This window comes from Actinomyces howellii (assembly GCF_900637165.1).
Lineage (GTDB): Bacteria > Actinomycetota > Actinomycetes > Actinomycetales > Actinomycetaceae > Actinomyces > Actinomyces howellii.
The window spans coordinates 2,189,823-2,214,760 of sequence record NZ_LR134350.1; the positions used below are offsets into that span (position 1 = coordinate 2,189,823).

At 73.9% G+C, this 24,938-nt stretch carries 18 protein-coding genes, 1 tRNA gene and 1 other RNA gene; 8 read left to right on the plus strand and 12 right to left on the minus strand.

The window, feature by feature from the left end:
- Positions 1–26 precede the first annotated feature (26 nt).
- The 8 genes from eccCa to EL245_RS09225 all read right to left on the minus strand — a co-directional run bounded on the left by eccCa (position 27) and on the right by EL245_RS09225 (position 9,236).
- Entirely contained in the window at positions 27–3,338 is a 3,312-nt protein-coding gene (gene eccCa, locus EL245_RS09190; RefSeq protein ID WP_126382866.1) for a type VII secretion protein EccCa, read from the minus strand.
- Positions 3,335–4,270 (minus strand): hypothetical protein, encoded by a 936-nt coding sequence (locus EL245_RS09195; RefSeq protein ID WP_126382867.1) that lies wholly within the window; start codon positions 4,268–4,270, stop codon positions 3,335–3,337. The genes eccCa and EL245_RS09195 overlap by 4 nt, the downstream gene beginning before the upstream one ends.
- Positions 4,267–5,610, minus strand: coding sequence for an EsaB/YukD family protein (locus tag EL245_RS09200; RefSeq protein ID WP_161512733.1), 1,344 nt, complete (start codon positions 5,608–5,610; stop codon positions 4,267–4,269). The genes EL245_RS09195 and EL245_RS09200 overlap by 4 nt, the downstream gene beginning before the upstream one ends.
- Entirely contained in the window at positions 5,607–5,885 is a 279-nt protein-coding gene (locus EL245_RS09205; protein ID WP_126382869.1) for a hypothetical protein, read from the minus strand. Before EL245_RS09205 ends, EL245_RS09200 begins: the two co-directional genes overlap by 4 nt.
- The gene (locus EL245_RS13255) at positions 5,882–7,255 is read right to left on the minus strand and encodes a hypothetical protein (protein ID WP_161512734.1); all 1,374 of its coding nucleotides are present in this window, start codon (positions 7,253–7,255) and stop codon (positions 5,882–5,884) included. The genes EL245_RS09205 and EL245_RS13255 overlap by 4 nt, the downstream gene beginning before the upstream one ends.
- A 402-nt stretch (positions 7,256–7,657) precedes the next feature.
- On the minus strand, positions 7,658–7,996 hold the full coding sequence (locus tag EL245_RS09215; protein WP_126382870.1) for a type II toxin-antitoxin system VapB family antitoxin: 339 nt from the start codon (positions 7,994–7,996) through the stop codon (positions 7,658–7,660).
- A gap of 324 nt (positions 7,997–8,320) precedes the next feature.
- Positions 8,321–8,878: a septum formation family protein gene (locus tag EL245_RS09220; protein WP_161512735.1), complete on the minus strand. Its 558-nt coding sequence runs from the start codon at positions 8,876–8,878 to the stop codon at positions 8,321–8,323.
- Between the two features lie 270 nt (positions 8,879–9,148).
- A tRNA-Ser gene (locus tag EL245_RS09225) sits at positions 9,149–9,236 on the minus strand.
- Positions 9,237–9,390: 154 nt separating this feature from the next.
- Here EL245_RS09225 and ffs point away from each other — a divergent pair.
- The 3 genes from ffs (at position 9,391) to recR (ending at position 13,534) form a co-directional block, all read left to right on the plus strand.
- Positions 9,391–9,485: signal recognition particle sRNA small type (gene ffs, locus EL245_RS09230), an RNA gene on the plus strand.
- 222 nt (positions 9,486–9,707) lie between these two features.
- Positions 9,708–12,920, plus strand: a complete 3,213-nt coding sequence (locus tag EL245_RS13875) for a DNA polymerase III subunit gamma and tau (protein ID WP_126382872.1) — start codon at positions 9,708–9,710, stop codon at positions 12,918–12,920.
- Between the two features lie 2 nt (positions 12,921–12,922).
- Positions 12,923–13,534 carry a recombination mediator RecR gene (recR, locus tag EL245_RS09240; protein ID WP_126382873.1) on the plus strand — a complete coding sequence of 204 codons (612 nt, stop codon included), beginning with the start codon at positions 12,923–12,925 and terminating at the stop codon, positions 13,532–13,534.
- Between the two features lie 99 nt (positions 13,535–13,633).
- Here the strand turns inward: recR and EL245_RS09245 are convergent, their stop codons facing one another.
- Together EL245_RS09245 and EL245_RS09250 are read right to left on the minus strand one after the other, a co-directional pair.
- Complete coding sequence (locus EL245_RS09245; protein ID WP_126382874.1) at positions 13,634–14,701, minus strand: ABC transporter permease; 1,068 nt, start codon at positions 14,699–14,701, stop codon at positions 13,634–13,636.
- Entirely contained in the window at positions 14,698–15,726 is a 1,029-nt protein-coding gene (locus EL245_RS09250; protein ID WP_126382875.1) for an ABC transporter ATP-binding protein, read from the minus strand. The genes EL245_RS09245 and EL245_RS09250 overlap by 4 nt, the downstream gene beginning before the upstream one ends.
- Before the next feature lie 639 nt (positions 15,727–16,365).
- On the opposite strand from EL245_RS09250, the gene EL245_RS09255 reads away from it, so the two are divergent.
- The 5 genes from EL245_RS09255 to EL245_RS09275 all read left to right on the plus strand — a co-directional run bounded on the left by EL245_RS09255 (position 16,366) and on the right by EL245_RS09275 (position 22,662).
- Positions 16,366–18,156, plus strand: coding sequence for a M20/M25/M40 family metallo-hydrolase (locus tag EL245_RS09255; RefSeq protein WP_126382876.1), 1,791 nt, complete (start codon positions 16,366–16,368; stop codon positions 18,154–18,156).
- Positions 18,157–18,458: 302 nt separating this feature from the next.
- Positions 18,459–19,991, plus strand: a complete 1,533-nt coding sequence (locus EL245_RS09260; protein WP_126382877.1) for an aspartate kinase — start codon at positions 18,459–18,461, stop codon at positions 19,989–19,991.
- Positions 19,988–21,091: an aspartate-semialdehyde dehydrogenase gene (locus tag EL245_RS09265; RefSeq protein ID WP_126382878.1), complete on the plus strand. Its 1,104-nt coding sequence runs from the start codon at positions 19,988–19,990 to the stop codon at positions 21,089–21,091. Before EL245_RS09260 ends, EL245_RS09265 begins: the two co-directional genes overlap by 4 nt.
- A gap of 550 nt (positions 21,092–21,641) precedes the next feature.
- Positions 21,642–22,019 carry a thioredoxin gene (gene trxA / locus EL245_RS09270; RefSeq protein ID WP_126382879.1) on the plus strand — a complete coding sequence of 126 codons (378 nt, stop codon included), beginning with the start codon at positions 21,642–21,644 and terminating at the stop codon, positions 22,017–22,019.
- Positions 22,020–22,170: 151 nt separating this feature from the next.
- The gene (locus EL245_RS09275) at positions 22,171–22,662 is read left to right on the plus strand and encodes a Dps family protein (protein WP_126382880.1); all 492 of its coding nucleotides are present in this window, start codon (positions 22,171–22,173) and stop codon (positions 22,660–22,662) included.
- Between the two features lie 253 nt (positions 22,663–22,915).
- Here the strand turns inward: EL245_RS09275 and EL245_RS09280 are convergent, their stop codons facing one another.
- Together EL245_RS09280 and EL245_RS09285 are read right to left on the minus strand one after the other, a co-directional pair.
- Positions 22,916–23,161, minus strand: a complete 246-nt coding sequence (locus EL245_RS09280) for a PspC domain-containing protein (RefSeq protein ID WP_126382881.1) — start codon at positions 23,159–23,161, stop codon at positions 22,916–22,918.
- A 307-nt stretch (positions 23,162–23,468) separates the two neighbouring features.
- A complete protein-coding gene (locus EL245_RS09285; RefSeq protein WP_126382882.1) occupies positions 23,469–24,905 on the minus strand; it encodes a glutamate-1-semialdehyde 2,1-aminomutase in 1,437 nt (478 codons plus the stop codon).
- Positions 24,906–24,938 lie beyond the last annotated feature (33 nt).

A 24,938-nucleotide genomic window follows, 5' to 3' on the forward strand; every position in this document is an offset into this window, starting at 1 on the left:
CGGCACGTGCGAGCGGCGGGAGGGCTTCACCGGACGCGCTGGTCGCTGCGCGCGGCGCGGTGCGCGCGCCCACGGGCTCGGTGGCTGCGGGAGACGGGCTGGGAGGGCAGGAGGCGGACCGAGGCCGCAGGGCCCGGGTCCCAGGTGTCGTGGAGCTCGAGCGCGAGACGATCGAGGCCGCTGGCCACCGACTGGGCGCCGACGGCGTCCTCCACGGGAAGGGCCACCTGTGCGATGAGCCCGTCGGGCCGCAGGACGCGACCCGGTGCGTCGAGGGGCAGGGAGCGTGACAGCTCGGGGGAGATGAGGGAGGTCGCAGGGTCGCTCAGGCGCAGCTCGAGCCGTGTGCCGACCAGGGGCTGCAGGGCCGGTGGCAGGTCCTCTGGACGCGAGACGGTCATGACGACGTGGACTCCCAGCCGTCGCCCCCGGTGCACGAGCTCGTCGAGGGAGTCGACCAGCTCGGGGAAGTCGGCGCGCAGCACGCCGGCCCCGTCGACCAGGACGACGACGTCGGCGCTGGCCAGGCCCGGCAGCCGCCCGGCCGCGTGCTGCTCACGGAGCATCTCCAGGGAGTCGATGCGGTGGGCAGACAGGATGCGCTCGCGGTGGTCGAGCATCGAGGCGAGCTCGTCGAGGACCCGGCGCATCCGGGCGCGGTCCCCGCGGGTGGCGACCTCAGCGACGTTGGGCAGGGGCTTGAGGTGCGCCATGGACCCGCCGATGGCGTCGAGCCCGTAGAAGGTGAGTCGCTCGGGCCGGACGGTCAGTGCCGCCGAGACGGCCAGGGTCCACAGGAAGGTCGTGCGGCCGGACTGGGGCGCGCCGACGAGGCACACGTGGCCGCCCCTGGCGCCCAGGTCGATCACCCAGGGGACCTGGCGCTGGTAGGAGGGGTCGTCGAGCAGGCCGACGGGGACGGTCAGCCCGACGGTCGAGCGGACCCGCCCCGGGGCCGTGACGCCGTGGGGACCGCGGTCGAGCGGGGCGCCGTAGACAGCCGGCAGCGGGAGCGCCCGGGGCAGCGGGGGCAGCCACACCTGCGGGCCGCGGCGGCTGTCGTCGCGCAGACGGGAGACCACCTGCTCCAGGACGCTCAGACCCGGCCTCCTCGAGGCCGGAGGAGGACCGACGCGGCGCTCGCTGGGGCTCAGGCCGTTGAAGACCGGCAGGCGCACGGGGACGGGCTCGTCGACCTCCTCCGGCTCGGGGGAGGGGGCTCGCTGCTCGACAGGGGCTGACACGTGCGCGGCGCGCAGGCGGGTGTAGACGCTCGTGTCGACCGACAGGTACCCGTAGCCGGGCGTGGCGGGCAGGTGGAACGCGTCGGGCCGCCCCAGGACGGCCACGGACTCGGCCTCCGAGAAGGTGCGCAGGACGATGCGGTAGGACAGGTAGGCGTCGAGGTCGCGCAGGCCGGCTCCGGGAAGGTGCTGACTGGTGAGCAGGAGGTGGACGCCGACCGCGCGGCCGATCCGGCCGATGGTGAGCAGCAGCTCGGCGAAGTCCGGATCGGTGTCGAGCAGCTCACCGAGGCCGTCGATGATGATGAGCTGGTGGGCCAGGGGCGGCATCTCAGGGTGGTCCGCGCGCCGCAGGCGGTAGTGGCTGATGTCTGGTGAGCCCGCCTGGCGCAGCTGCTCCTGGCGGCGCATGACCTCCCCGGCGATCGCCGTGCGGGCCCTGCGGGCCAGGCCGGGGTCGGCCACGAGGTGGTCGATGAGGCCCACGACATGAGGCAGCCCCGCGAAGGGCGCGAAGGTCGCTCCGCCCTTGACGTCGACGAGCACCATCGTGAGGTCCTCAGGGCGGTGCCCGGCGGCCAGCGCCGTCACGAGGGTGCGCATGAGCTCGGACTTGCCCGAGCCCGTCGCTCCCACGCACAGTCCGTGCGGCCCCACGCCCAGCTGGGCGGCCTCCTTGAGGTCGAGCAGGACCGGTCGGCCCGTGTCATCGGTACCGATGGGCACGCGCAGGAAGTCGCGCGCCGGACGCGGCGCCCAGGCACGCTCCGGGTCGAGGGCCCCGGGGTCCCCCAGACCGAGCAGGGTGGCGGTTGAGCGCCCCGGGTCCGCTGCCTGCGTCGTCCGGGGCACGCGCAGCGGCGCCAGGGCGCGGCTCACCCCCTCGGCCAGCGCGGGGCCCAGACGGTCGGCGAGGACGACCCGGGGGCGAGAACCGGGGCCCTCGGACGCCCGCGGGTCGCTGACCTCGACCGTGCCGTCCCGGCGCAGCGCCAGCCGCAGCCTGGTGCCCGCCGGCTCCAGGCTCGCGTCGGTCAGGAGGTGGATGACGGTGGCGCCGATGTCCTGGGCGCCGAGGGAGGAGTCAGGGATGGCCAGGTCACGAGACACCCGGTCGGTGTCGAGGACGACGAGCAGGCGGGTGGAGCGGCGCAGCTCGTGCTCGGTCCCGGTGCGTCTGCGCTCGGCCGCCGCCTTGGCGGCCGCGGCGATCTCCGGGCCCAGGACCTCCTCGAGGGCGCCCTGGTCGGCCGCGACCCGCCGGCTCGCCACCGGGCCGTCGAAGGACCCGTCGATCGTGAGGTGCGGCAACCGGGAGACGCAGTCCCAGTGGGGGGCGCAGGGCTCGTCGTGGGCCAGGGCGATGTGCAGGTCCTGGGGGCTGTGGTGGACGGCGGCCTGGACGAGGAGCGTGCGAGCCAGGTCCCGGGCGAGCTCTCGCGGTCCGACGATGCTGACCTGGCCGGCGCCGTCGAGGTCGATGAGTGCGGGCATGGCCTCCTGGACGGCGTGGGCGCGCACGACCGCCCGCGCCTGGGCCAGGAGCTGGGGGTCGGCCGCGGCCGTGTCGGCCTGCGGGGGCATGGCCGCCAGGGGCAGGTGCAGGTCGGCGGTTCCGGCCCTCAGGAGAAGGAAGTCAGGGTCCGTGCGGCGACGTGCCCAGCGTCGGGCCGGGTCGATCGCCCAGGCGGGCAGCGCCGAGGGGCCGGGGTGGGTCAGGTGGGCGCCTCGTCGGGTCTCCTGGGCGGTGCGCTCGAGCTCGGCGGTCGCGGCCATGAGCGAGCGCAGGTACCGGGTGCGCTGCTCACGGCGCTGACGCGCCTGGGTCCCGCGCCGTGACGTGACGGTGACGAGCAGGCCGACCGCGGTGCCGACCGCCACGAGGGCGGCGAGCACGACGAGGATGACGTTCGAGCGCGCCACGGCGGTGACGACGAGGGCCGAGCCGGCTCCGACAAGAGTGAGAGCCGGACCGACCGGCATGAGCTGGCCCGAGCCGGTGCCCGTGTGTGCGGGGGGCGAGGGGAGGATGACGGGGGAGGGTGCCTCGGTGGGACCTGAGCCGCGCTCCGGGCGGTCGATGACTCGGATCACGGTGCCTCACCTCGCCGCAGGGAGCTGCCGGTGGCCTCGACGGCCTGCGCGGCGATCTCGCAGATCGCGGCCGCCGTGCGCCGTCTCAAGGGCACCGGGCCCGGGGCCCCGGCCAGCGCCGGGTCGTGGGGCACGAGCGTCTCTGCCGGGCTCAGGCGAGGCAGGAGCGGACGTCCTGGCGAGGTCGCGACGACGGCGTGGAGGACCGCGGGTGCGCCCAGGGGCGGCATCGTGCGTGAGAGCCGGTCGACAAGGAGCCGGCTGCGCTCGAGCTGCCGGCGTCTGGCGGGGGAAACGAGCACGATGACGTGGTGGGCGCGGGCCAGCTCCGCGATCTCCTCGGTGGCCAGGACCCCGGTCTCGACCACCCAGGTGTCGGGCGAGGTGGACAGCTCCTCGTGGGCGCGTGCCCACGGCGCGGGCAGGGTGTCGCCCTCGGTGGGCAGGCGCAGGCAGGAGGTCAGCCCGTCGGGGCCGGTGGGCAGGCCGGTCCCCGGTGAGGCGGGCAGGTGCCCGTGGCTCCCCACCGCGGTGCCCTGCTCGGGACCGGCGGCGTCGGCGGCCCGGGGCTGGCCGGCGTCCCAGATGACCTCGAAGGGCAGGGCGGCGGAGGGGCCGCCGGGTCCCGGGGAGGCGGCGACAAGGGTCCCGGGCAGACGCCGTGCCCTGACAAGGGCACCGGTGAGCTGGACCGCCAGGGTCGTCGACCCGCAGCCGTGGACGGATGGGACCACGGCCAGGCGGCAGGTGCGGGGCAGCGCGCGGCAGATCGCCTCGTGGGAGCGGATGACGCGGCGTCGAGAGGACACGGCCCCGCCGAGGGCCAGGCCGAGCAGGTCGGCGTCGCGCACAAGGTCCCGCAGGCCCCCGGTCGGGGCAGCGGGCGCGGTCCGAGGGGTCCGGGCACCCGGCTCCAGGGTCGTCAGGCTCATGAGAACAGGCCCAGAAGATGGCTGAAGAGCCCGTTGAGGCCGCACAGCAGGGGGATCGTCGAGGCCGTTGCGGCGGCCTCGACCAGGTCCCCGGTGCGCTGCAGGCGCACACGGGTGTGAGGCGCAGGCCGGTAGAGGCAGGCTCCGCTCAGCAGCACGACCACCAGGGCGAGCACCGCCAGCCGCGCCGGGGGCTCGAGGCCGGCCAGGAGCAGCAGCGGGGCGGGCAGGCAGGCCAGCCACAGCGAGATCACCTCGACCCGCAGGGGGAAGGCCCTGGAGCGCAGCGCGGTCGCGAGGACGACGGCGAGAGCCAGTGCCCAGCCCCACGGGTCGGAGCCGACGGCCAGTGCGGCCGTCGTGGCCGCCACCGCCACGGCCGACACGATGCAGGACACGACGAGGACGTCGTGGCTCGTGGCCAGCGAGCGCCGGACCCGGGAGCGAGGGGGCAGGGTGCCGGTGAGCACCGTGTCGTCAAGGCGCGCCGCGCCCGAGACGGTCAGCGCGACCCACGGCAGCGACCCGGTGAGCACGAGGGCGGCGACGGCCAGGATCCCGTGGGCGAGCAGGGCGCTGGGCGACAGGGCCGCGACGAGGAGCCACATCCCCTCCACGGCGAGTCCGACCCCCGCACCGAGCGCCCATCCGGGCCTGCGCGCGCCCAGTCCGGCTCCCGCCGTCGTGACCAGGACGAGCGCCACCGCAGCAGGCAGCCCGTGGTCGGGCCCTCCCAGGGCGAGGGCCAGGGCCTCGGCGCCCAGGAGGCCGACGAGGACGCCCGCGGCCGGCACCTCCCAACCCGCCGGGCGGGGGGCGCCGATCCTCCAGGCGACCGGAACGCTGAGCAGGAGGACGGCGAGGAGGCTGGCCCACACGTGCCCGGTCGTCGACAGCTCGCGCAGGAGAGGCCAGGCGGTGCCCGCCACGCACAGGCCGAGGACCGCGCTCGTGCCCCTGAGACGGTCGGTGGGTCGCCACCGCCCCGGGTGGGTGCGGGTCATCTCGGACAGGGGGGCGCTCAGGTCGGACACGCGCGTGGGAGCGGGGATGTTCTCCAGGGCGACGAGCCGCAGGACCTCGCCGTCGAGCACCTGCTGGCTGGCCAGGTCGAGCTCGGGGTCGATGAGCCGGCCGTCCGCACGCACGAGGTGGGTGGGCGGGGCCTGCTGGCCTGCGGGCTCGTCCTCCGGGGTGCCGGAGGCGGTCCTGGCCGGGGCGGTGGCGCCCAGCAGCTCGAGCAGCGAGGGCATCTGCGCGCCGACCGGCTCGGTCGAGGGCATGGCGAGCTCCGCACGGGAGGACTCGGCCAGGAGGGTGACGCGGGTGTAGGGGATCATTGCCGCTCCTGCTGGTCGGCCGGTGAGGGGCTGGCCGGGCCGGTGGTCGTCGCCTGCGACGCCGTGGGCTCGGTCAGCGAGGACACCGCGGCGTACCCGACGCATCCCGCGCAGGCCAGCGAGGCCACGAGCAGGGAGGCCAGGAGCCAGGGGGCCTGACGGCGGTCGGCACCCGGAGGACCACCGTGCTCGAGGGCCGCGCGCAGCCAGGCACGACGGACCCGGGTCGACTCCATGTCGAGGTCGTCGGGGGCCACGTCCTTGACGCGACTCATCCTGCAGCCTTCTCAAGCCGCTCGCGCTCGATCTGGGCGAGCCGCTCACGCTCCATGGCGCGCAGGGACTTCCGGGTGACCGTGGGCGCCGCCTGGTTGCGCAGGGACTTGCGGGTCACCGTCGGGGGCTGGGGGGCCGAGTCGGTGGGGCCGGCGGGGGTGACGGCGCTCGCGTGACGCCCCCCGACCGGCGATGAGGCTGCGGGCGCCTCGTGACGAGGCGGGACCGCGGGGCTCGTCCGGCTGGTCGGAGGAACCGACGGCACTGACGGCACTGACGGCACTGACGGCACCGACGGCACTGACGGCGCCGCGGGCGCCTGGGCCGCTGACGGGGCGGAGCGGATGACCGTGGGCGGAGTGCCAGCCGGAGCCTCGGGGCGCTGCGAGCCCGTGGGGCTCCGGTGGTCGGCGGGGCTCGTCGGGGGTGCCGGCGGGGCGGAGCGGACGACCGGAGGCGCGACCTGCGGCGCCGGGGCGGTGAGCGGGGACTGGGGTGCCCGGGGGACCTGAGTGGCCTGGATGGGCTGGGCGCTGGCCGGTCGGGGCGGCGGCGGGACAGCGGCTGCCTGTGCGGGCGCCTGAGCGGGTGCCGGGGCCCGGGTGGGCTGGACGGCGGCCCTGCGGGCCGCGGGCTGAGGCGCGGACGCGGACAGCTCCTGCGGGGTCGGCGGGGGCGGAGGCGGGGGCGTGCTCGAGGGCGCGGGTGTGGACGCCGGTCGAGGCGTGGTCACCGGGGGCATGACCGCCGTGTGCTGCTCGACCACCGGCGGGAGCCCCGTCGCGGGGGTCCGGGCTGGGTTGCCCGGCACCGTCGTGATCGGTGAGCGGGGCCCGCGCTGCTCGGTGGCGGCGAGGATGGCAGCCGCCTGCGAGCTGTCGGCCATCGCAGGCGCCTGCCCGATCGGGGCTGCGCCCTGGCCGGTGACCGCTGTCTCCTGCGGTGATCCCTGGGCTCCGTGCTCGGCGGCGCGGGCGTCGAGCTCGTCGAGCGTCCCGGTCGAGGGGTCCGGGCCGTTCGTGATGTCAAGCACGGTCGCGCCCCTGGCGGTTCCGAGAGCCGCGACAGCCAGCAGGGCTCGGGGCGTGCCGGTGGGCAGGCCCGCCTCGGCGTCGACGGTGAGCAGGCCGAGGACCACCCCGCCCAGCGCTCGCCCGTAGAGGCAGTGCGCGACGACGGTCAGGACCCACAGGCCGATGGAGACCAGCGCGAGGAGGAGCCGCAGCGTGGCTGGACCGGGCAGGATCAGGCTCGTGGCCAGGGGCAGGACGATGGTGAGCACGTCGATGACGATGCTGGCACCGACGGCCTTCCTCGAGGCGGCGCGGCAGCCCGCGGGCAGCGGTGGTGCCGCTGTGTGCGAGGTCATGTGCGTCTCCTTTGCCAGGGGTTGGAGGCTGGTCGAGTGTGCGGGTCGTGGTCCGTCTGCTGGTCTGTCTGTGCCGGGGGCGCACCCCGTGCTGATCTCGTTCCGGTCACGAGTATGTCATCGGTCGGCGAGATAGACGACCACGGTCCGCCGGGCAGGGTGGTCCGGCCCAGGGGACGGCGCGCTCAACCGGCGTTCCTGTGTGGCGCACACCAAGGCGGGGGCGCGTGAGATCGGCGCCGTGCCAGAGGACGCGTGAGCCTCACGGAAGGGGAGCGGCCGGGTGCGCGGCACAGGTGTGCGCGGGCCGGGCCCTGGGAGTCGGTGTCCTCGGCCCGGCTCACTGACCGGGCGCGGGAGAGGTAGAGACGGTCGGCGCCGCCGGCGTGGTCGGCGCAGTCCTCAGAGGTCGGGCGGTGGCGGGGCGGGGATCGGCTTGCCGTCGCCGTCGATCTCCAGGATGCGGGCGTGGATGCTCATCCGGCCCTGCAGCGCAGCGCGCAGCGCGCGGTGGAGCCCGGTCTCCAGGTAGAGGTTCCCGCGCCATGACACCACGTGGGCGAAGAGGTCGCCGAAGAAGGTCGAGTCGTCGTCGAGCAGGTCGCGCAGGTCCAGGGTGGCGCGAGTCGTCGTCAGCTGGTCGAGGCGGACCTGCCGTGGTGCGATGACCGACCAGTCGCGCTGATCCGTCTTCCCGTGGGCGGGATAGGGTGCGGACTCGCCGACTGCCTTGAAGATCACGCGCCCATCGTAGCCGGAGGCGCTCAGGTCCGGGGTCGTGGCGCCCCGGCGCGTGGCCCGTCGGTGTCGCTCCCGGCCGTCCGTGCCGGGTAGCGCCTGCCCGTGCCGGACGGTTCCAGGTCGCGACGGTCCGTCGCCGTGGTGAGTCCCTGAGCGGCTGAGTCCAGGGCCTGTTCAACGCGCGACGACGGTGCGACGCCGTCGGGGCGTCGCACCGTCGTCTGCCAGGTGTGAGGGGATGCTCGGTGAGGTCGCGTGTCGGGCGAGCCGGGGTCGCGGAGCGCTGTGACCGGCTGAGACCCCGGAGGCTGCCCTCCGAGCAGGTCACATGGCCGTGCCCTCCACGCTCCCCGTCAGCTGGGAGCCGTCGGTGCTGCTGATCACGCAGGTGACCGTCCGGTCCCCGGTCGCCCAGGTGTCGGCGCTCGGGTAGAGGTAGGAGTACATGTACACGGAGGAGGCGTAGTCGATGCCGACGAAGGTCTCGAAGGCGGGCTCGCAGATCTCCGTCCCGAGGGCGTCGACCTCGGTGCCGGTGGGGGCGGAGGAGGTCGTCAGGTCCTCCTCGTAGTAGACCTCGTACGTGTGCGGGGCGTTGCAGTCGATGGTGGGGACGGAGGTGACGGAGGTGCCGGAGGTTCCCTCGTCGTTGAAGCAGTCGCCGACCTTGAGGTCAAGGGCCGAGGTGTCCTCGGTCGTCGTGTCGACCTCCTCGTCGGAGGCGGTGGTGTTCGTGTCGTCCGTGCCGGTGCTCTCCTGGCTGGTGGAGCTCGAGGAGTCGGTCTCCGCGGTGTCGACGGGCACCTGGTCGCCGCAGGCGGCAAGGCCGAGGGCGAGGAGGGCGGCGGCAGGAAGGGCAAGGGCGTGGGTCTTTGTGCGCATGGCGCCCATCATGCAAGAACTTCCGTCAGGGCGCGATGGGGTCTTGTCCCCATCGCCCCATCGTCGTCCCCACCGTCCCCGTCGTCGCGTGCAGGGTCCACGGCACGGAGAGGCCGTTGAGGAGGGGTTGAGGAGGGCGAGGCGAGCGCCCGGGCCGGCGGCGCAGGCGCGGCGGGTCGTCCGTCGACCTGAAGCGGTTCGGTGAGCGGGGCCAGGAAGTCGCCCCGAGGCGGGGTCCGCGGTCTGGGCGGAGCGGGTGGCGACCGTTGGTGGCGGAGGATGGGGGATTCGAACCCCCGAGGGCTTGCACCCAACACGCTTTCCAAGCGTGCGCCATAGGCCACTAGGCGAATCCTCCAGGCGTGCCGCGCGGACCTGGGTCGAGCGCGTGCAACGGGACTGGAATATATCGGACCGGCGCACCCGGGTGCCAGTCTCCCGTGGTGGCATCGGTCACCCGGAGTCTGGCTCCGCGGCGAGCGCCGAGGCCCGCGGCGTCGGGTACACTTCCTGACGGCCCCTCGTGCGGCGTCATCCAGTGAATCCCCCAGGACCGGAAGGTAGCAAGGGTAAGCGGGCTCTGGCGGGTGCACGGGGGGTCCTGCCTCGCCGTGCGCCTTCCTTCCGGCGCCTCCCGGTGCTGTGTCTCCCGGCGGCCGACGCCGTGTTCGTACCCCGTGCCCCTCGATCGCACGGTAAGGGTGCGGTCCCGATGCGGAAGGTACGAGCTCGGCAGGCGGGAGTGCAGTCTCGGCGGATGAAGGCGCGGGGGCACGGCGGCTCTGGGGTGACGATGGTGCCCGTCGCCGGCCCCGTTTAGAGTCGGACCGTGACCACCGCCTTGTACCGCCGCTACCGCCCCGACACCTTCCAGGAGGTCATCGGCCAGGAGCACGTGACCACTCCGCTCATGGCGGCGCTGCGCGGGGACCGCGTCACTCACGCCTACCTCTTCTCGGGCCCGCGCGGCTGCGGCAAGACGACGAGCGCCAGGATCCTGGCACGGTGCCTCAACTGCGAGCGCTTCCCCTCGGACACCCCCTGCGGCTCCTGCCCCTCCTGCCGGGACCTGGCCACAGGCGGACCGGGCAGCCTCGACGTCGTCGAGATCGACGCGGCGAGCCACAACGGCGTCGACGACGCCCGCGACCTGCGCGAGCGGGCCTCCTTCGCGCCGGCGAGGGACCGCTACAAGATCTTCATCCTCGACGAGGCCCACATGGTCACCCCCCAGGGGTTCAACGCCCTGCTCAAACTCGTCGAGGAGCCGCCGGCGCACGTGAAGTTCATCTTCGCCACCACCGAGCCGGAGAAGGTCATCGGCACGATCCGCTCGCGTACCCACCACTACCCCTTCCGCCTCGTGCCGCCCGAGACGCTCGAGGGCTACCTCGGCCACCTGTGCGGCGCCGAGGGAGTCACCGTGGGGCCCGGTGTCTTCCCGCTGGTCGTGCGCGCCGGGGGCGGGTCGGTGCGCGACACCCTGTCGGTCATGGACCAGCTCATCGGCGGCGCGGTCGATGGCGAGGTCGACTACGAGCGGGCCGTGTCCCTCCTGGGCTACACGGACACCACGATGCTCGACCAGTGCGTGGACGCCGTCGCCGCGGCCGACGGCGCGGGGGTCTTCCGGGTCGTGGAGCGGGTCGTCTCCTCAGGACACGACCCCCGGCGCTTCGTCGAGGACCTCCTTCAGCGGCTGCGCGACCTGCTCGTCATCGCCCTGGCCGGCGCTCAGGCCGGACCGGCGCTCGGCTCGCTGCCCCCCGACCAGCTGGCCAGGATGGAGGTCCAGGCGCGCACCGTCGGGGCGGCTGGCCTGTCGCGTGCCGCTGACATGACGGCCCAGGCCCTGGGGCAGATGGTCGGGGCGACCTCCCCGCGCCTGCAGCTCGAGCTGCTCATGGCCCGCCTCCTCGTCCCGGTCCACCGGCAGAGCGCCGCCCACCCCGATCCCGACCAGGCCACGTCCCCGGCCGTCTCCCCCTCCGGCGGGACCTCGGCACCGGGGCAGGGGCGGGCGATGGCTGCGCGGATCGCCCAGCGCTCCGCCGCTCAGGCCGGGACGCCGGCCCCCGAGGTCCGGGCGGCCGCGGGCGGAGCCGGTGCGCAGGAGGACCGCCGGTCCCAGGCGGCCGCCCCCACCCGGCCCGCGGAGCCGACGCCGGCCCACCCGACCGGTCCGGGCGCGGGGTCCTGGGGCTCCGCTCCCGTGGCGCCGCAGCGGGGCGAGGACGGCTGGGACGAGCCCCTGGCCGAGACCGGGCCCCAGACGCCGGCCCCGGCGGCGCCCGGGCAACGGAGGCGCGACGACCTGCCCGCCGAGGACGCTGCGGAGGCCGAGATGATCCGCACCCGCTGGGAGGAGGTCCTCGAGGCGGCCAAGCGCTCGCGTCGGGCGACGTGGGCGCTCGTGGGTCCCAACTCGCAGCCGGGGACCATCACCGGCGGCGTCTTCGAGGTCCTCTTCACGGCCCAGGGCCTGGTCAACGCCTTTGAGAACGGTGGCCACGGGCCGATCCTGTCCAGTGCCCTCCACCAGGCCCTCGGCCTCGACCTCGAGGTCCACGCGGTGCTCGCCGGCCCGGGCGGTGGCCCCGCCGGCCCGGGCGGTGGTCCTGCCGGCCCGGGCGGTGGTCCTGCCGGCCCGGGCGGTGGTGCCGCGGGGCCGGGCGGTGGTGCCGCGGGGCCGGGCGGTGGTGCCGCGGGGCCGGGCGGTGGTCCTGCCGGCCCGGGTGGGGGGCGAGGCCCGGGGGGCGCTCCGCGCGGCCCCGTGGTGGCTGACTCCGGCACCGGTGCGCCCCGCCGAGGGCACGAGGACCGGGGGACGGGCCCTGCCCGCGCCGCCGCGGGCAGCGCACCAGAGGCCCTAGAGGCCCCAGAGGCTCAGGACGCTCACGAGGCCTCAGCGGCTCTGGAGACGGACCCGGCTCGGTCCGGCTCCCCGGCGACGCCGCCGGGGTCTGGCGTCTCTCGTGCGCCCGGTGTCGCACCGGCCGCCCCCGTCGCGGCCTCGCCCGAGGCGGGCGCCGACGACGAGGACGACGGCTGGGGGGAGGTCGCGGTCCCGGGCGGGCGACGTGGCTCGGCCGAGCGGGTCCCAGCCGACCCGGTGGGGGCCCTGAGCTCGTTGTCGGGCTCCACGGCCTCGCAGACCGGCCCCGTGGGTGGTCCGGACCTGGCCCAGGCGTCGTCTGGTTCTGCGCCCCGCGAGGGCCCGGGCGAGGAGAGCCCGGGTGCCGGGTCATCGGCCCCAGCCGGGACGGCGGGCTCCGCCTCCTCCGGTGCGTCCGAGGTCGAGGAGGGGACGGCGCACCGACCGGCCTGGCCGAGCGCCGATGCCCCCGGGGAGGGGTGGGCCCCTGAGGCCGTGTCCTCTCCCGGGCTCGCCGCGGAGGCGGAGGGTCCTTCCGGCCCGGGAGTTCCTGCGGGTCCGGATCGACCCGTGGTGCAGGCAGGGTCTGCGGTGCCGGGGGAGACGGTGGCTCCGGACGGGGCTGCACGGGCCCGGACCGCCCCGACAGCCTCGGGGTACGGGCATGACGGTCCGAGCGCGCCGTCAGCGGTGGATCCCTTGGAGCCGGGCCCTCCGGACCCCGGGGAGCCGGATGCGGGGGCGGAGACTGCCGGCGGACCGCCGCTGGCCACGGTCCACCGCCTGCGCGCCCTGCCGGACCTGCCGACCGCTGCGCCAGGTGGTGCCGGGGCGGTCGGGCGAGGTGGGGCTCGCGGCGGTCCGGCGACCTTCTCCGACGGCGTCCCGCTGCCCGAGGAGCCCGGGGACCCGGACGGGCCGGAGGACGTGTGGACGCCGGGGGCGGCCAGCGGGCGGGTGGCTGCGGCTCAGGCGGCCGCCCGTGCCGCGGCCCGCGGGCAGCCAGTGACAGCCTCCGCCCGAGGAGTGGTGCGGGTCGAGGAGGACCTGCCCAGTGAGGATGACGAGGACGCCGAGGAGGCCGGCGTCGTCGGCCTGGAGGTCGTCAAGCGCCTCCTGGGCGCAACCGTCCTGGAGGAGATCACCGTGACGCAGGAGGGACGCTGACCGTGCCCACAGTCTACGAGGGGGCCGTCCAGGACCTCATCGACGAGTTCAGCGAGCTGCCCGGCATCGGGCCGAAGTCCGCGCAGCGCATGGCCTTCCACGTCCTGGCGGCGGACTCGGCCGCCGTCGAGCGGCTTATCGAGGCGCTGCGGGCGGTCAAGGCGCGGGTGCGTTTCTGCACCGTGTGCGGCAACATCTCCGAGTCCGAGCAGTGCGTCGTGTGCCGGGACACCCGTCGGGACCAGAGGGTCATCTGCGTCGTCGAGGAGCCCAAGGACGTCGTGGCCATCGAGCGCACCCGCGAGTACCGGGGGCTGTACCACGTGCTGGGGGGCGCCATCGACCCGATCAACGGGGTGGGGCCCGATGACCTGCGCATCCGCGAGCTCTTCGCCCGGGTGGGCGCCGGCGTCGAGGAGGTCATCCTGGCCACCGACCCCGACGTCGTCGGCGAGGCGACCGCCGCCTACCTCACTCGCATGCTGCGCACGATGGAGGTCCCGGTCTCCCGCCTGGCCTCGGGACTGCCCGTGGGCAGCGACCTCGAGTACGCCGACGAGGTCACCCTGGGCAGGGCCTTCGAGGGTCGCCGTCGCGTCGACGAGGAGGGCTGAGCGCCTCCGGTTCGTACCGTGTGCCGCGGGTGCGCACCTTGAGGGCACGTTCTCGAGGCACACGGTGCGAACGCGTGAGCCCGGTGGCGGGATCCGGGCTCAGGCGAGCCGGATCCCTCGGGGCAGGGCGCCGGCGGGGGTCCGTAGGCGGCGGGAGGCCGCCGCCGTGCCCCCCGCGCCGAGGGCGACCAGGAGCAGCAGGCTGGCGGGCCAGAAGGCCAGGTAGTCCATGTTCTCCCACTCCTCGTTGCTGGCGCTGACGGAGTCGGCGTCCTCGCACCTGTTGATGATGACTGTTGAGGGCTCAGGGGTACGTATCTCGTCGACGAACTGTCCCACACCGCTTAGTAGCGACAGGGCGGATGCGTCGTCCGGGTCGGAGCGGTCGACCGGGAAGGGGGCGCGACCGCTGACGTCGGCCACGGCGACGAAGGGGTTGGGGGTGAGCATCCACCAGACGAGGTCGGGCCGCTGGACGTGGTGGGTGGTCTGCGTCGGGGTCGTCGTGCAGGTCGGGGGGCTGGCCGAGTAGTCGTCGATCTCATAGACGATCTCGGTCTGGGGAGTGGTGATGGCCAACGCTGAGATGATCATGAGCAAGGGGCTGCCGATGCTCAGCGCGGCGACGACGAGGTAGGTGAGCACGGCTGAGGAGGAGGTTCGGGCGCATACCGCGGAGAACCCGAGGCCGACGGCGCACACCGCTCCGAGACTCACAACGAGGATGAGCAGGTGGGCCAGGAACGCGGCCCAGCTCGCTCCGCGCAGGAGGGTCAGGACAAGGAGGAAGGGCAGGGCGACCCCGAGGAAGGTCGTGGCAGCAGCCCATGCCGCTGCGAGCTTGCCGACCGCGATCTCCACAGGGCGCAGAGCGGTGGCCTGGAGCAGAGCCAGGGTCGCGTCGGCCCGGTCACTGTTGATCGAGGTGGCCGACAGGGTCGGGGCGACAATGAGCCCGATGCCCAGGACGAAGCACACGACGAGGTCGTAGAGCATCGGGGTGACTTCGGTGAGTGTCGTGCCGAACCCACTGCTCAAGGTAGCCAGGCCACCGCACACGATGGTGAGCACGATGCCCCAGATGGCGAGCATGACCTGCCACCGGGTGGAGCGCACTCGCTGACGCAGCTCGAGCACCATGACGGTACGGATGCCGGTGAGGCTCATCGGCGCTCTCCTTCCATGGCCAGGTAGGTCTCCTCCAAGGTGCCGGTGACCGGTGCGAAGGACACGACCTCGACTCCCGCCTCGAGGGCGTGGCGCAGGATCCGTGCTGCCTCGGCGTCGTCCGGGACCTCGACGCGCAGCTGGTCTTCCTGCCAGGCGGTGACCGGCAGGCCGCTCTCACGGGCCCACTGCGTCAGGCGTGAATGGTCGAGCGCCCGCAGCGCCCACGTCCGGAGCACCGGCACGGGGCTGGCAGGAGAAGGCCCCTGGTCGTCCTGAGGCCGGCCGCTTGTGACGGCCCGCCCGCGGGCCATGACGACGATCCCGTCGACCATCTCCTCGAGCTCGCCCAGGATGTGGCTGGAGACGAGGACGGTCGTGCCCGCCGAGGTGAGGTCGCGCAGCATGACGCGAAGGTCCGCCCGCGACCGTGGGTCCATGCCGGCGGCGGGCTCGTCGAGAAGAAGCACCTGGGGGGAGTGGACGAGGGCGCGCGCCAGGCCCAGGCGCTGCTTCTGGCCCCGGGACAGGACGCGGGCCGGGGTCCGGGCCATGTCCTCGAGGTGGACGGTGGCCAGCATGCGGGGCACCTGCGCAGTGGCCTCGGCGGAGGACATGCCCTGCGCCGAGGCGAAGGTCGTGAGGATCTCGGTGCAGGTCAGGGAGTCCCACGTACCGAAGGCGTCGGGCATCCAGCCCACCGCGCGGTGGACCTCGCGGGCCTGGGTGACCGGGTCGAGGCCGGCCACGCGGATGGTACCGCTGTCAGGGGCCAGGAGGGCAGCGAGCATGAGCAGCAAGGTCGTCTTGCCCGCTCCGTTGGGTCCGACGAGGCCGGTGATGGTCCCGCCAGGCACCGACAGGTCGAGGTTCTGGACGGCGGGGTGCGTGCCGAAGAAGCGGCTGACCCCCCGCACGGTGATCGCCTCGTGAGGGCCCGCTGTGGTCGGCTGCGCGGCGCCCGGTGACTGGCCCGGGGAGAACGCGCCCAGGACGCCGGGCTGCGAGGCTGCGACATGCTCCATGGGCCCATCCTGCCTGGGTCGAGCGGACGGTGATATGGGGAGAGCGACCCGGTACAAGGCGTCACCCCAAAGAATGTCCCTAGATGTACTTCCCCGTCAGGTCCGGAACCGGTAGGCGACTTGTGCAAGGAGCATCATGGCCCAAGCAGCACGCCGGCCGGGCCACCAGCCCGCTGGCTGCGCACGTCCGCGCCGTCGGGTCCCGCCCGGGCAGATGCGCGGGGCCGGTCCCCTTGATGGTTGATTCCACGGGGGCGGTGGTTGTGGACGGTCAGTGAGTGCGGGGTGGCGGTGTCGAGGGGGCTGGCCAGCGAGTTGGCGGGCGGGTGTGTCGTGCGAGGCCCTGCGCTCGTCGTCGGTGGGTGAGTCCGGGGCCCGCGCGACGGCGGCACGGGGCCGCCCTGGGAGGCCGAGATCACCGCGGTCCCGGCTCGGGCGGGTACAACGTCAGGCTTGGCTCCAGCCGGACGGGTGAAGAGCTGCGGTACTGGCTCGGTAGGTTACGACGGCTTCTGACGGATCCAACGCCTCCCCGGACGGGCTCGCCGCCCCACCCGGCTGTCGGCGTCGGGCTGGCCCGACAGGTACTGACCGGCTGGCAGGATCGTCTCGGCGCGGAGGCGAGGAGAGGCTGGGTCCATGAGTGCCACGACCTCTCACCGATTGTCCGCACCCGCTCTGGCCCGGCGCCTGCTCGCCCCGCTGGCCGGCCTCATAGGGTTGGTCGCTGGCCTGAGCGTCCTCATCCTGCCTCCCTCGGTACCGGCCACCGCCGACCCCACAGCGTTCTCCGCCGAGCGCGCCATGACGGTCATCAACCGGCTTGCCGACGAGCCCCACAGCGTCCTGAGGCGCGAGGCGCACGACCGGGCGCGCGACGACGTCGTCGGCATGTTCGCCGACCTGGGCTACACCGCGACCGTGCGCTCAGATCCGCTGTTCGACCTGAGCAGGCCGCAGGACAAGGAGACCTTCGACCAGTTGTCCCCCGAGCAGCAGGCGGCGGTCAAGGACGCGCCGGCCGAGACGATCGTCGTCGACGTGCCGGGACGGTCCGAGCGCACCATGGTGCTCATGGCCCACTACGACTCCTCGACGGTCGAGCTGGACGAGGACGGCATGCTGCGCATCACCGACGGGGACTCCCACGGGGCGGCCGACGACGGCTACGGTGTGGCCGCCATCCTCGAGACGCTCCGGGCAATCCAGGCCGAGGGGCGCCAACCGGAGAACTCCCTCAAGATCGTCATCACGGACGCCGAGGAGATCGGTCTCGTCGGCGCGTACAACGAGATGCGCTACCACCGCTCCGAATACGACGACGTCGAGCTCGTCGTCAACCTCGAGGCACGCGGAACGAGCGGACCGGCACTGATGTTCGAGACCTCCCCGAACAACAGCGCCGTCGCCGGCTACTTCCTGCGCCACGTCACGCAGCCCGCGACCAGCTCCCTGTTTCCCTCCTTGTACGCGCTCATGCCCAACGCCACCGACATGACGGTCCTCATCCCCGAGGGCTTCACGGTGCTTAACATCGCGGCGATCGGGAACGCCGAGCACTACCACCACGACACGGACACTCCGGCCAACGTCGATCAGTCGACCCTCCAGCACTACGGGGACCAGGTCCTCGGCCTCACACGGGCCTGGGTCCTCGACGGGAACGCGCCCACCCTGACGGCTGACGGCGACCTTCACTTCTTCCCGCTGTGGCGGGGCATGACGGTGAGCTACCCGGCGGAGGTCGGCACCGGCCTGGGGTGCCTGGCCGTCGTGGTCTGCCTCGGCGTCGTCGCGGTGCGGGCCAGGACACTGCGTTGGAAGCGGGTCCTGGGGAGCGTGTGGGGACTGGGCTGGCGGGCCGCGTGCGCCTGCGCCGCCGCGGGACTGGCGCAGCTCGGCGCGATGACCGCGGGGTGGGCTCCGCAGAGCGGAGTGGGGCCGAACCCGCTGGTGACCTGGATGTTCGCCGTCGGGGTGCTTGCGGGAGTCGGCCTTGAGACGCGCTTCGTCGTGAAGCGGTGGAAGGAAGGGCTCGGGCCGGAGGCCGTTGCTGCCGTGCTGCTCCTCCTGGCGCCCGCCTGCGTGCCGGCCATCGTGCTGGTACCCGGCGCCGCCTACGTCCTGGTCCTTGCCGCGCTCGCCCTCGCGCTGACGACGCTGGCGCCCAGGCGGGTGAGGCCGGCGGTCGGGGCGCTGGCGGCCTTCATCATCGTCGTGGTCTTCGCTCCCACGGTCCTGCTCATCCACGAGCTGCTCAGCCTCCACATGGTGTGGGCGACCGTGTTCTTCGCGATCGTCCCCGTGGCACCTCTCGCGCTCGTGCTGCTCCAGGCCTCATCCCGGCGCACGGCAGGACGAACCGGTGGCAGTCAGCTGGCCGTGCCCGACGGCCTCCCGACCGCAAGCCCGGCTACGGCAACGGAGTAGGCCGACCCGGCACCGAGGGACCCGCCGAGGCCCCGGGGTCTCGGGTCCGCTCCTCGTCAGCGGGCCCGGGACCCCGCACGGCCGGGGCTGGACGTCCTGCCGGGCGGGTCGACTGCGTCGGTCGTGGTCCGGCGCACGTCGGGCACGGTGGCGCGGACCTCGGTGCGCCGGCCGGCCCGCCAGCCCGTATGCTGTGCGCAGCCACGCCGTCGTGGGCCCGCCCGCGCCGATCCGCGTGGGGCGGTCCCTCCCGGGCCCGTGGTCCTGTCCGCAGAGTCCACACACGCGAGGAGCACCCCCACATGGCATTGGTCGTGCAGAAGTACGGCGGGTCGTCCGTCAGCGACATCGAGGCGATGCGCCGAGTCGCGCGCCGCGTCGTGGCCACGCGCGAGGCCGGCAACACGGTCGTCGTCGTCGTGTCGGCCATGGGGGACACGACCGACGACCTGCTCGACATGGCCGGTGCCCTGACGAGCGAGCCCCCGGCCCGCGAGATGGACATCCTGCTGTCTGCGGGCGAGCGCATCTCGATGGCCCTGCTCGCCATGGCCGTCGGCGAGCTCGGCGTGCCCGCCCGCGCCTACACCGGAGCCCAGGCGGGCGTGCTCACCGACTCCAAGTACGGGCGGGCGAGCATCGTCGGCGTCATCCCCGAGCGCATCGCCCGCACCGTCCAGATGGGTGCCGTCGCCATCGTCGCGGGCTTCCAGGGCATCAACGAGGTCGAGGACGTCACCACCCTGGGGCGCGGAGGCTCGGACACGACCGCCGTCGCCCTGGCCGCCGCCCTCAACGCCGACGTGTGCGAGATCTACACCGACGTCGACGGCCTGTTCTCCGCCGACCCGCGGATCGTGCCCACCGCGCGGCGCATCGAGGCCCTCTCCAGCGAGGAGACTCTCGAGCTCGCTGCCCACGGCGCCAAGATCCTGCACCTGCGCGCGGTGGAGTACGCCCGCCGCTTCAGCGTCCCGATCCACGTGCGCTCCTCCTTCTCGGACAAGACCGGCACGTGGATCTACGACGGCACGAGGGCCGCGGGCGCCTTCGTCCCGCCAGTGGCCGCCGCCGCCCTCGACGAGATCGTCGCCCACGACATCGAGGCCCCCTCGCAGGACGGGGCCGACCAGGCTGCCAGCACCTCCGGGTCCGGCGCCCCGCACAGTCCCGCCGTCGACGCCGTCACCGGTAGGGTCGTGGCACCCGTCGGCACCGCCGCCCCGGACGCGAGCTCGGTCGGCGCCGCCCACACCCACGCCATCAACGCCCGGGCCGCCGCCCGCCCCCGCAGTTCCGCCAAGGAGGACCACGTGGAAGCCCCTGTCATCTCCGGCATCGCGCACGACCGCAGCCAGGACAAGATCACCCTCGTCGGCGTCCCCGACGTCCCCGGCGCAGCCGCCCGCATCTTCGAGATCGTCGCCGGCACCGACACCAACATCGACATGATCGTCCAGGACGTCTCCGCCGAGGGAACCGGCCTGACGAACATCTCCTTCACCTGCCCCGACGGGGACTCCGCGGCAGCCCGCGCCGCCCTTGAGGCGGCGCGCGACGAGCTGGGCTTCCGCTCCCTGGAGTTCAACTCCTCCATCGGCAAGCTCTCCCTGGTCGGTGCCGGCATGCGCTCCCACCCAGGGGTCTCCGCCCGGCTCTTCGGCGCGCTGAGCGCCGCCGGGGTCAACATCCAGATGATCTCCACCTCCGAGATCCGCATCTCGGTGGTGGTCGACGACGCCGTGCTCGACGAGGCCGTGCGCGCCGTCCACACCGCATTCGGCCTCGACGCCCAGGCCGCCGAGGCGGTCGTGTACGGAGGGACCGGACGATGAGTGACCAGACCACCAACCAGCCCGTCAACGAGTACGTCGGCCCGGCCGACGGGGTGAGCGTCGCAGTCGTCGGCGCCACCGGCCAGGTCGGTCGCGTCATGCTCGCGATGCTCGCCGAGCGCGACTTCCCCGCTCGGGCCGTCCGCTTCTTCTCCTCGGCGCGCTCGGCCGGGACCCGTGTCAGCTTCCGGGGCGCGACGGTCGAGGTCGAGGACGTCGCGACCGCGGACCTGAGCGGGATCGACGTCGCGATCTTCTCCGCCGGCGCCTCGACGAGCCGCCAGTACGCCCCGGCCTTCGCCGCCGCGGGGGCAGTCGTCATCGACAACTCCTCGGCCTGGCGCAAGGACCCCGAGGTCCCCCTCGTCGTCTCGGAGGTCAACCCGCAGGACCTGGCCAACCGCCCCAAGGGCATCATCGCCAACCCCAACTGCACGACCATGGCCGTCATGCCGGCCCTCAAGGCCCTCCACGACGAGGCGGGCCTCGTGCGCTTCATCGCCTCGACCTACCAGGCGGTCTCCGGATCCGGGCGCGCCGGGGTCGCTGAGCTCGCAGGACAGGTGCGGGCCGTCGTCGACCAGGACATCGAGGGCCTGGGTGTCGACGGGCGAGCGGTCACCTTCCCCGACCCGGAGGTCTACGTCGACACCATCGCCTTCAACGCGGTCGCCTGGGCCGGGGGCGACGCGGGGGACGGCTCCGGGGAGACCGACGAGGAACAGAAGCTGCGCAACGAGTCGCGCAGGATCCTGGGCATCCCGGGGCTGCGCGTGTCGGGCACCTGCGTGCGCATCCCGGTCTTCTCCGGGCACGGGGTGAGCGTGTCGGCCGAGTTCGCCCGGGAGATCAGTGCCGAGCGGGCCATCGAGCTGCTCAAGGCCGCGCCGGGCGTCATCTACGACGAGATCCCCAGCCCCCTCAAGGGCGCGGGTCGTGACGGCACCTTCGTGGGGCGCGTGCGTGCAGACGGCGCCTTCGACGAGGGCCACGGGATCGACTTCTTCGCAGTCGGGGACAACCTGCGCAAGGGCGCCGCCCTCAACGCGGTCGAGCTCGCCGAGCTCGTGGCCGCACAGCTCATCGCAGCCCGCCCCTGACCGAGGCTCCTCCCACCCACCCCTCGCGAGATCGGGACAAGTGACACCTCGAGATCGGGACATCTGACACCTCGAGATCGCCGCATCTGGCACGCGGGGTGGCTGGGTGGCGTGGTCGGCCCCGACCGTGCCGCCCAGCCGCCCCGCGGCGCCGTGGGCGACCGGCCGGGCGCCTGCCAGAAGGAGCGCCCGGCCGGCCACTGAGGACGTGTGGACCTCGGTCGTGTCCAAATCTGCCGCAAAATTCGTCGACCTCCGTCGGGCGCCCACCCCATCCGCATGATTCCGCGGGAGCGATCGCCCCCGGATCGCGCCTTCGCAGGTTTTGCGGCAGATCTGGACACCTCTGGGCCGTGGCGGGTCGACTAGGCGACCCAGTGAGCCGACCGGTGGTCGGTGCGGGTCCCGGCCGCGGTGGACCGCGGCATGGTCCTACCGGGACGGGGGCACTCGGCCCGGTTGACCCGCCCGCGACCGCACGGGCGGAATAGGCGCCGTCGCCATGCTGTTGCGTGGACGATCGGATCAGCTTCTGAAAGGGACGCAGCAGATGGCCACCACCAGCATCACCGGCGAGCAGTTCAACGAGACCGTGCGCGGCGAGGGCATCACCATCGTCGACTTCTGGGCCTCCTGGTGCGGGCCGTGCATGCGCTTCGCACCGGTGTTCGACAAGGCCTCGGAGGCCAACCCGGACATCACCTTCGCCAAGGTCAACACCGAGGAGGAGCAGGGCCTGGCCTCGGCCCTTGGCATCAGCTCGATCCCGACCCTCATGGTCTTCCGTGACGACGTCCTGGTCTACCGGGAGGCGGGGGCGCTGCCCGCCAAGGCCCTGGACTCCCTCATCGAGCAGGTCCGCGGACTGGACATGGCCGAGATCAAGGCGCAGATCGCCAAGGACGCCCAGGACGAGGCTCAGTCCTGACCTCATCGGCCCGCCGGGTTCGGCGTGCGTCGCACGGCCGGCTCCCAGGGCCGGCCGTGCGACTGGCTGCGCTCAGTCCGGCGCTCAGCGGTCAACCCCACATGGCGATAGGGGTAGATATTGAGTGGGTCGGGATCGTAAACTAAGACACATGAGCATGAAGACTGTCAAGAACCCTGCCGTCGTCCCGACCTTCACCGCCTCACAGGCGCTGGCCACGAACCTCCAGCGCGCGCTTGTCGACATCACCGCCCTGAGCCTGGTCGGCAAGCAGATCCACTGGAACGTCGTCGGCCCCAACTTCCGCGACCTCCACCTCAACCTCGACGAGGTCGTCGTCATCGCCCGGGAGGGCTCCGACACCCTGGCCGAGCGCATGCGCGCCATCAACGTCTTCCCCGACGGGCGCCCCGGCACCGTCGCCGCGCAGACGAGTGTGCCGGTCGCCCCCGAGGGCGCCGTCATCACCTCCGACGCCGTGGACTACATCGTCGCCGCGATCAACGCCGTGGTGACGACCCTGCGCGAGATCCACGACGACGTCGACGAGGCCGACCCGTCCTCCTCGGGCATCCTCGAGGACTTCACCCAGCGCCTCGAGCAGCAGAGCTGGTTCCTGTCCGCCCAGAACTACAGCGCCTGAGTACACGCCTCCGGGGCGTCACCCGGCCAGGCACGGTGATGGGGTGGCCGCAGCGCATCGTGCCGCGGCCACCCCACAACCGTGCGGCGGGGACGCCCTCGCCCCCGCCGGTGCTCACCGCGCCTCGGGCGGCACGGCCACGGCTCGGGAGGGCCGGCGAGGCGAGCCCCCAACCAGGCGAGGGTGCGCGAGGCCTGTGGCACGAGGCCTGTGGCACGAGGTCGGGGCTCGCCCCCGGCCAGCGCCCCGGGGCCTACCTGCCGTCAGCCTCGGGCATGATGATCCAGCCCACGACGTAGGCCACCCACATCGGGCCGGGCAGGAGAGCCAGCCCGAGGCAGGCCAGGCGCACGAGGGCGGGGCTGACCCCCCACTCCTCGGCCAGGCCGCCGCACACCCCGGCGATGAGGCGGCGGCGTGAGCGCGGCGGCAGGCCGGAGCGCCACGACTCGGTACGGCCGGATGCGGAGGAGGGCGGGTACTGGTACTGCGTGCTCATGACACCAGTGTGGGGACGCGGCCGGGGACCCCGGTATCCGGGCTGTCCCTGAGGCTCCCCTGAGTCGGCCCGGGGCCGGCCCCGGTTCCTCCGGGCAGGGCCGCGGTGGACCTGCCCCGGTGGTGCACCGTGCCCCGCGCGGGTCAAGCCTCCTCCGGGTGCTCACGCGGGTTCGGGTGCGCCTGCGGCCGCTGTGCCAGGCCCCCGGGTACGGGTGCGCCTGCGGCCGCCGTGCCAGGCCCCCGGGTACGGGTGCGCCTGCGGCCGCTGGCCAGGCCCCTGCGGCCGGACGTCCCGGCCAGTGCCCTCAGGCCGGAGGCCGGGCCTGGGCGGCCGCCCGTGCGGCCTCACCCGCCGCCCGGGCGATGAGCTCGACCTCCGCCTGCCCGTGCGCGGCCGAGACGAACCACGCCTCGAAGACGCTGGGCGGAAGGGCGACGCCTGCGTCGAGGAAGGCGTGGAAGAACGGGGCGAAGCGCCAGGTCTCCTGAGCCCGGGCCTCCTCGTAGGAGCCCACAGGCTGCTCCGCAGCCCGCTGTCCGAAGAACACCGAGAACAGGGAGCCGGCGTGCTGCACCCGGTGGGGCACCCCCTGAGCCTCGAGCGCCTGACCGACCACCTGGGCGATCTGCCCGGCGTGCTGGGCCACGGTCGCGTAGACCTCGTCGTCGGCCAGGGCCAGGGTGGCCAAGCCGGCCGCGGTGGCCAAGGGACTGCCCGACAAGGTGCCCGCCTGGTAGACCGGTCCGGTCGGCGCGAGCAACTCCATGAGCTCGGCGCGCCCTGCGACAGCGGCCAGCGGCGCGCCCCCGCCGACGACCTTGCCGAAGGTGAGCAGGTCGGGCACCCAGGTGGCTCGCTGCCTCCAGTCGGCGCCGGGTCGTGAGGGGGTGACGCCGGTGCCCGCCTGGGTGCGGTCCCACCCGTCGAGGGCCTCCAGCCCCCAGAAGCCCGCGGGTCCGACCCGGAAGCCGGTGAGCACCTCGTCGGCGATCATGAGGGCCCCGTGCTCGGCTGTGACCGTGCGGATCGCCTCATTGAACCCGGGGGCCGGCGGCACGACGCCCATGTTCGCAGGCGCCGCCTCGGTGATGACCGCGGCGATCCTCTCCCCGTGCGCCGAGAAGCAGGCCCTCAGGGCCTCGAGGTCGTTGTAGGGCAGGACGATCGTCAGTCCCGCAACCGCGGCCGGGACGCCCGCCGAGCCGGGCAGCCCGCCGGTGGCCAGCCCCGATCCGGCCTCGGCCAGCAGCCCGTCGCTGTGACCGTGGTAGCAGCCGGAGAACTTGACGACGAGGTCGCGTCCGGTGGCTCCCCGGGCCAGCCGCACGGCGGTCATCGTCGCCTCGGTTCCGGTGGACACGAGGCGCACCCGCTCGGCGGCGGGAACACGGGAGCGCACCGCCTCGGCCAGGGCGGTCTCGGCCGCGGTGGGGGCGCCGAAGGACAGCCCCCGCCCGGCGGCCCGGCGCACCGCCTCGACGACCTCGGGGTGGGCGTGACCGAGGAGGGCCGGGCCCCAGGAGCCGACGAGGTCGACGTACTCGCGCCCCTCGACGTTGCGCACGCGCGCACCGCTGGCGGAGCTGATGAAGGCGGGAGCCCCGCCCACCGACCCGAAGGCGCGCACCGGGGAGTCCACGCCCCCCGGGATGACGGCGCGCGCGGCCTCGAAGAGCGCCGCGCTCGTCGCGGGCCGCCTCGGGTCGTCGACGGGCGGGGTGGGGACGGTCGTGGGCGTCATGTCGGTCTCCTGGGTCGGTGTCTGCCCGAAGCC

Coding starts and splice junctions, on each gene's coding strand:
- EL245_RS13255 (WP_161512734.1), bottom strand. CDS start 7,255: ATGACCTCGCACACAGCGGCACCACCGCTGCCCGCGGGCTGCCGCGCC.
- trxA (WP_126382879.1), top strand. CDS start 21,642: ATGGCCACCACCAGCATCACCGGCGAGCAGTTCAACGAGACCGTGCGC.
- EL245_RS09285 (WP_126382882.1), bottom strand. CDS start 24,905: ATGACGCCCACGACCGTCCCCACCCCGCCCGTCGACGACCCGAGGCGG.
- EL245_RS09275 (WP_126382880.1), top strand. CDS start 22,171: ATGAGCATGAAGACTGTCAAGAACCCTGCCGTCGTCCCGACCTTCACC.
- EL245_RS09260 (WP_126382877.1), top strand. CDS start 18,459: ATGGCATTGGTCGTGCAGAAGTACGGCGGGTCGTCCGTCAGCGACATC.
- EL245_RS09245 (WP_126382874.1), bottom strand. CDS start 14,701: ATGAGCCTCACCGGCATCCGTACCGTCATGGTGCTCGAGCTGCGTCAG.
- EL245_RS09280 (WP_126382881.1), bottom strand. CDS start 23,161: ATGAGCACGCAGTACCAGTACCCGCCCTCCTCCGCATCCGGCCGTACC.
- EL245_RS09255 (WP_126382876.1), top strand. CDS start 16,366: ATGAGTGCCACGACCTCTCACCGATTGTCCGCACCCGCTCTGGCCCGG.
- EL245_RS09195 (WP_126382867.1), bottom strand. CDS start 4,270: ATGAGCCTGACGACCCTGGAGCCGGGTGCCCGGACCCCTCGGACCGCG.
- EL245_RS09205 (WP_126382869.1), bottom strand. CDS start 5,885: ATGAGTCGCGTCAAGGACGTGGCCCCCGACGACCTCGACATGGAGTCG.
- EL245_RS09250 (WP_126382875.1), bottom strand. CDS start 15,726: ATGGAGCATGTCGCAGCCTCGCAGCCCGGCGTCCTGGGCGCGTTCTCC.
- EL245_RS09265 (WP_126382878.1), top strand. CDS start 19,988: ATGAGTGACCAGACCACCAACCAGCCCGTCAACGAGTACGTCGGCCCG.
- EL245_RS09200 (WP_161512733.1), bottom strand. CDS start 5,610: ATGATCCCCTACACCCGCGTCACCCTCCTGGCCGAGTCCTCCCGTGCG.
- EL245_RS09220 (WP_161512735.1), bottom strand. CDS start 8,878: ATGCGCACAAAGACCCACGCCCTTGCCCTTCCTGCCGCCGCCCTCCTC.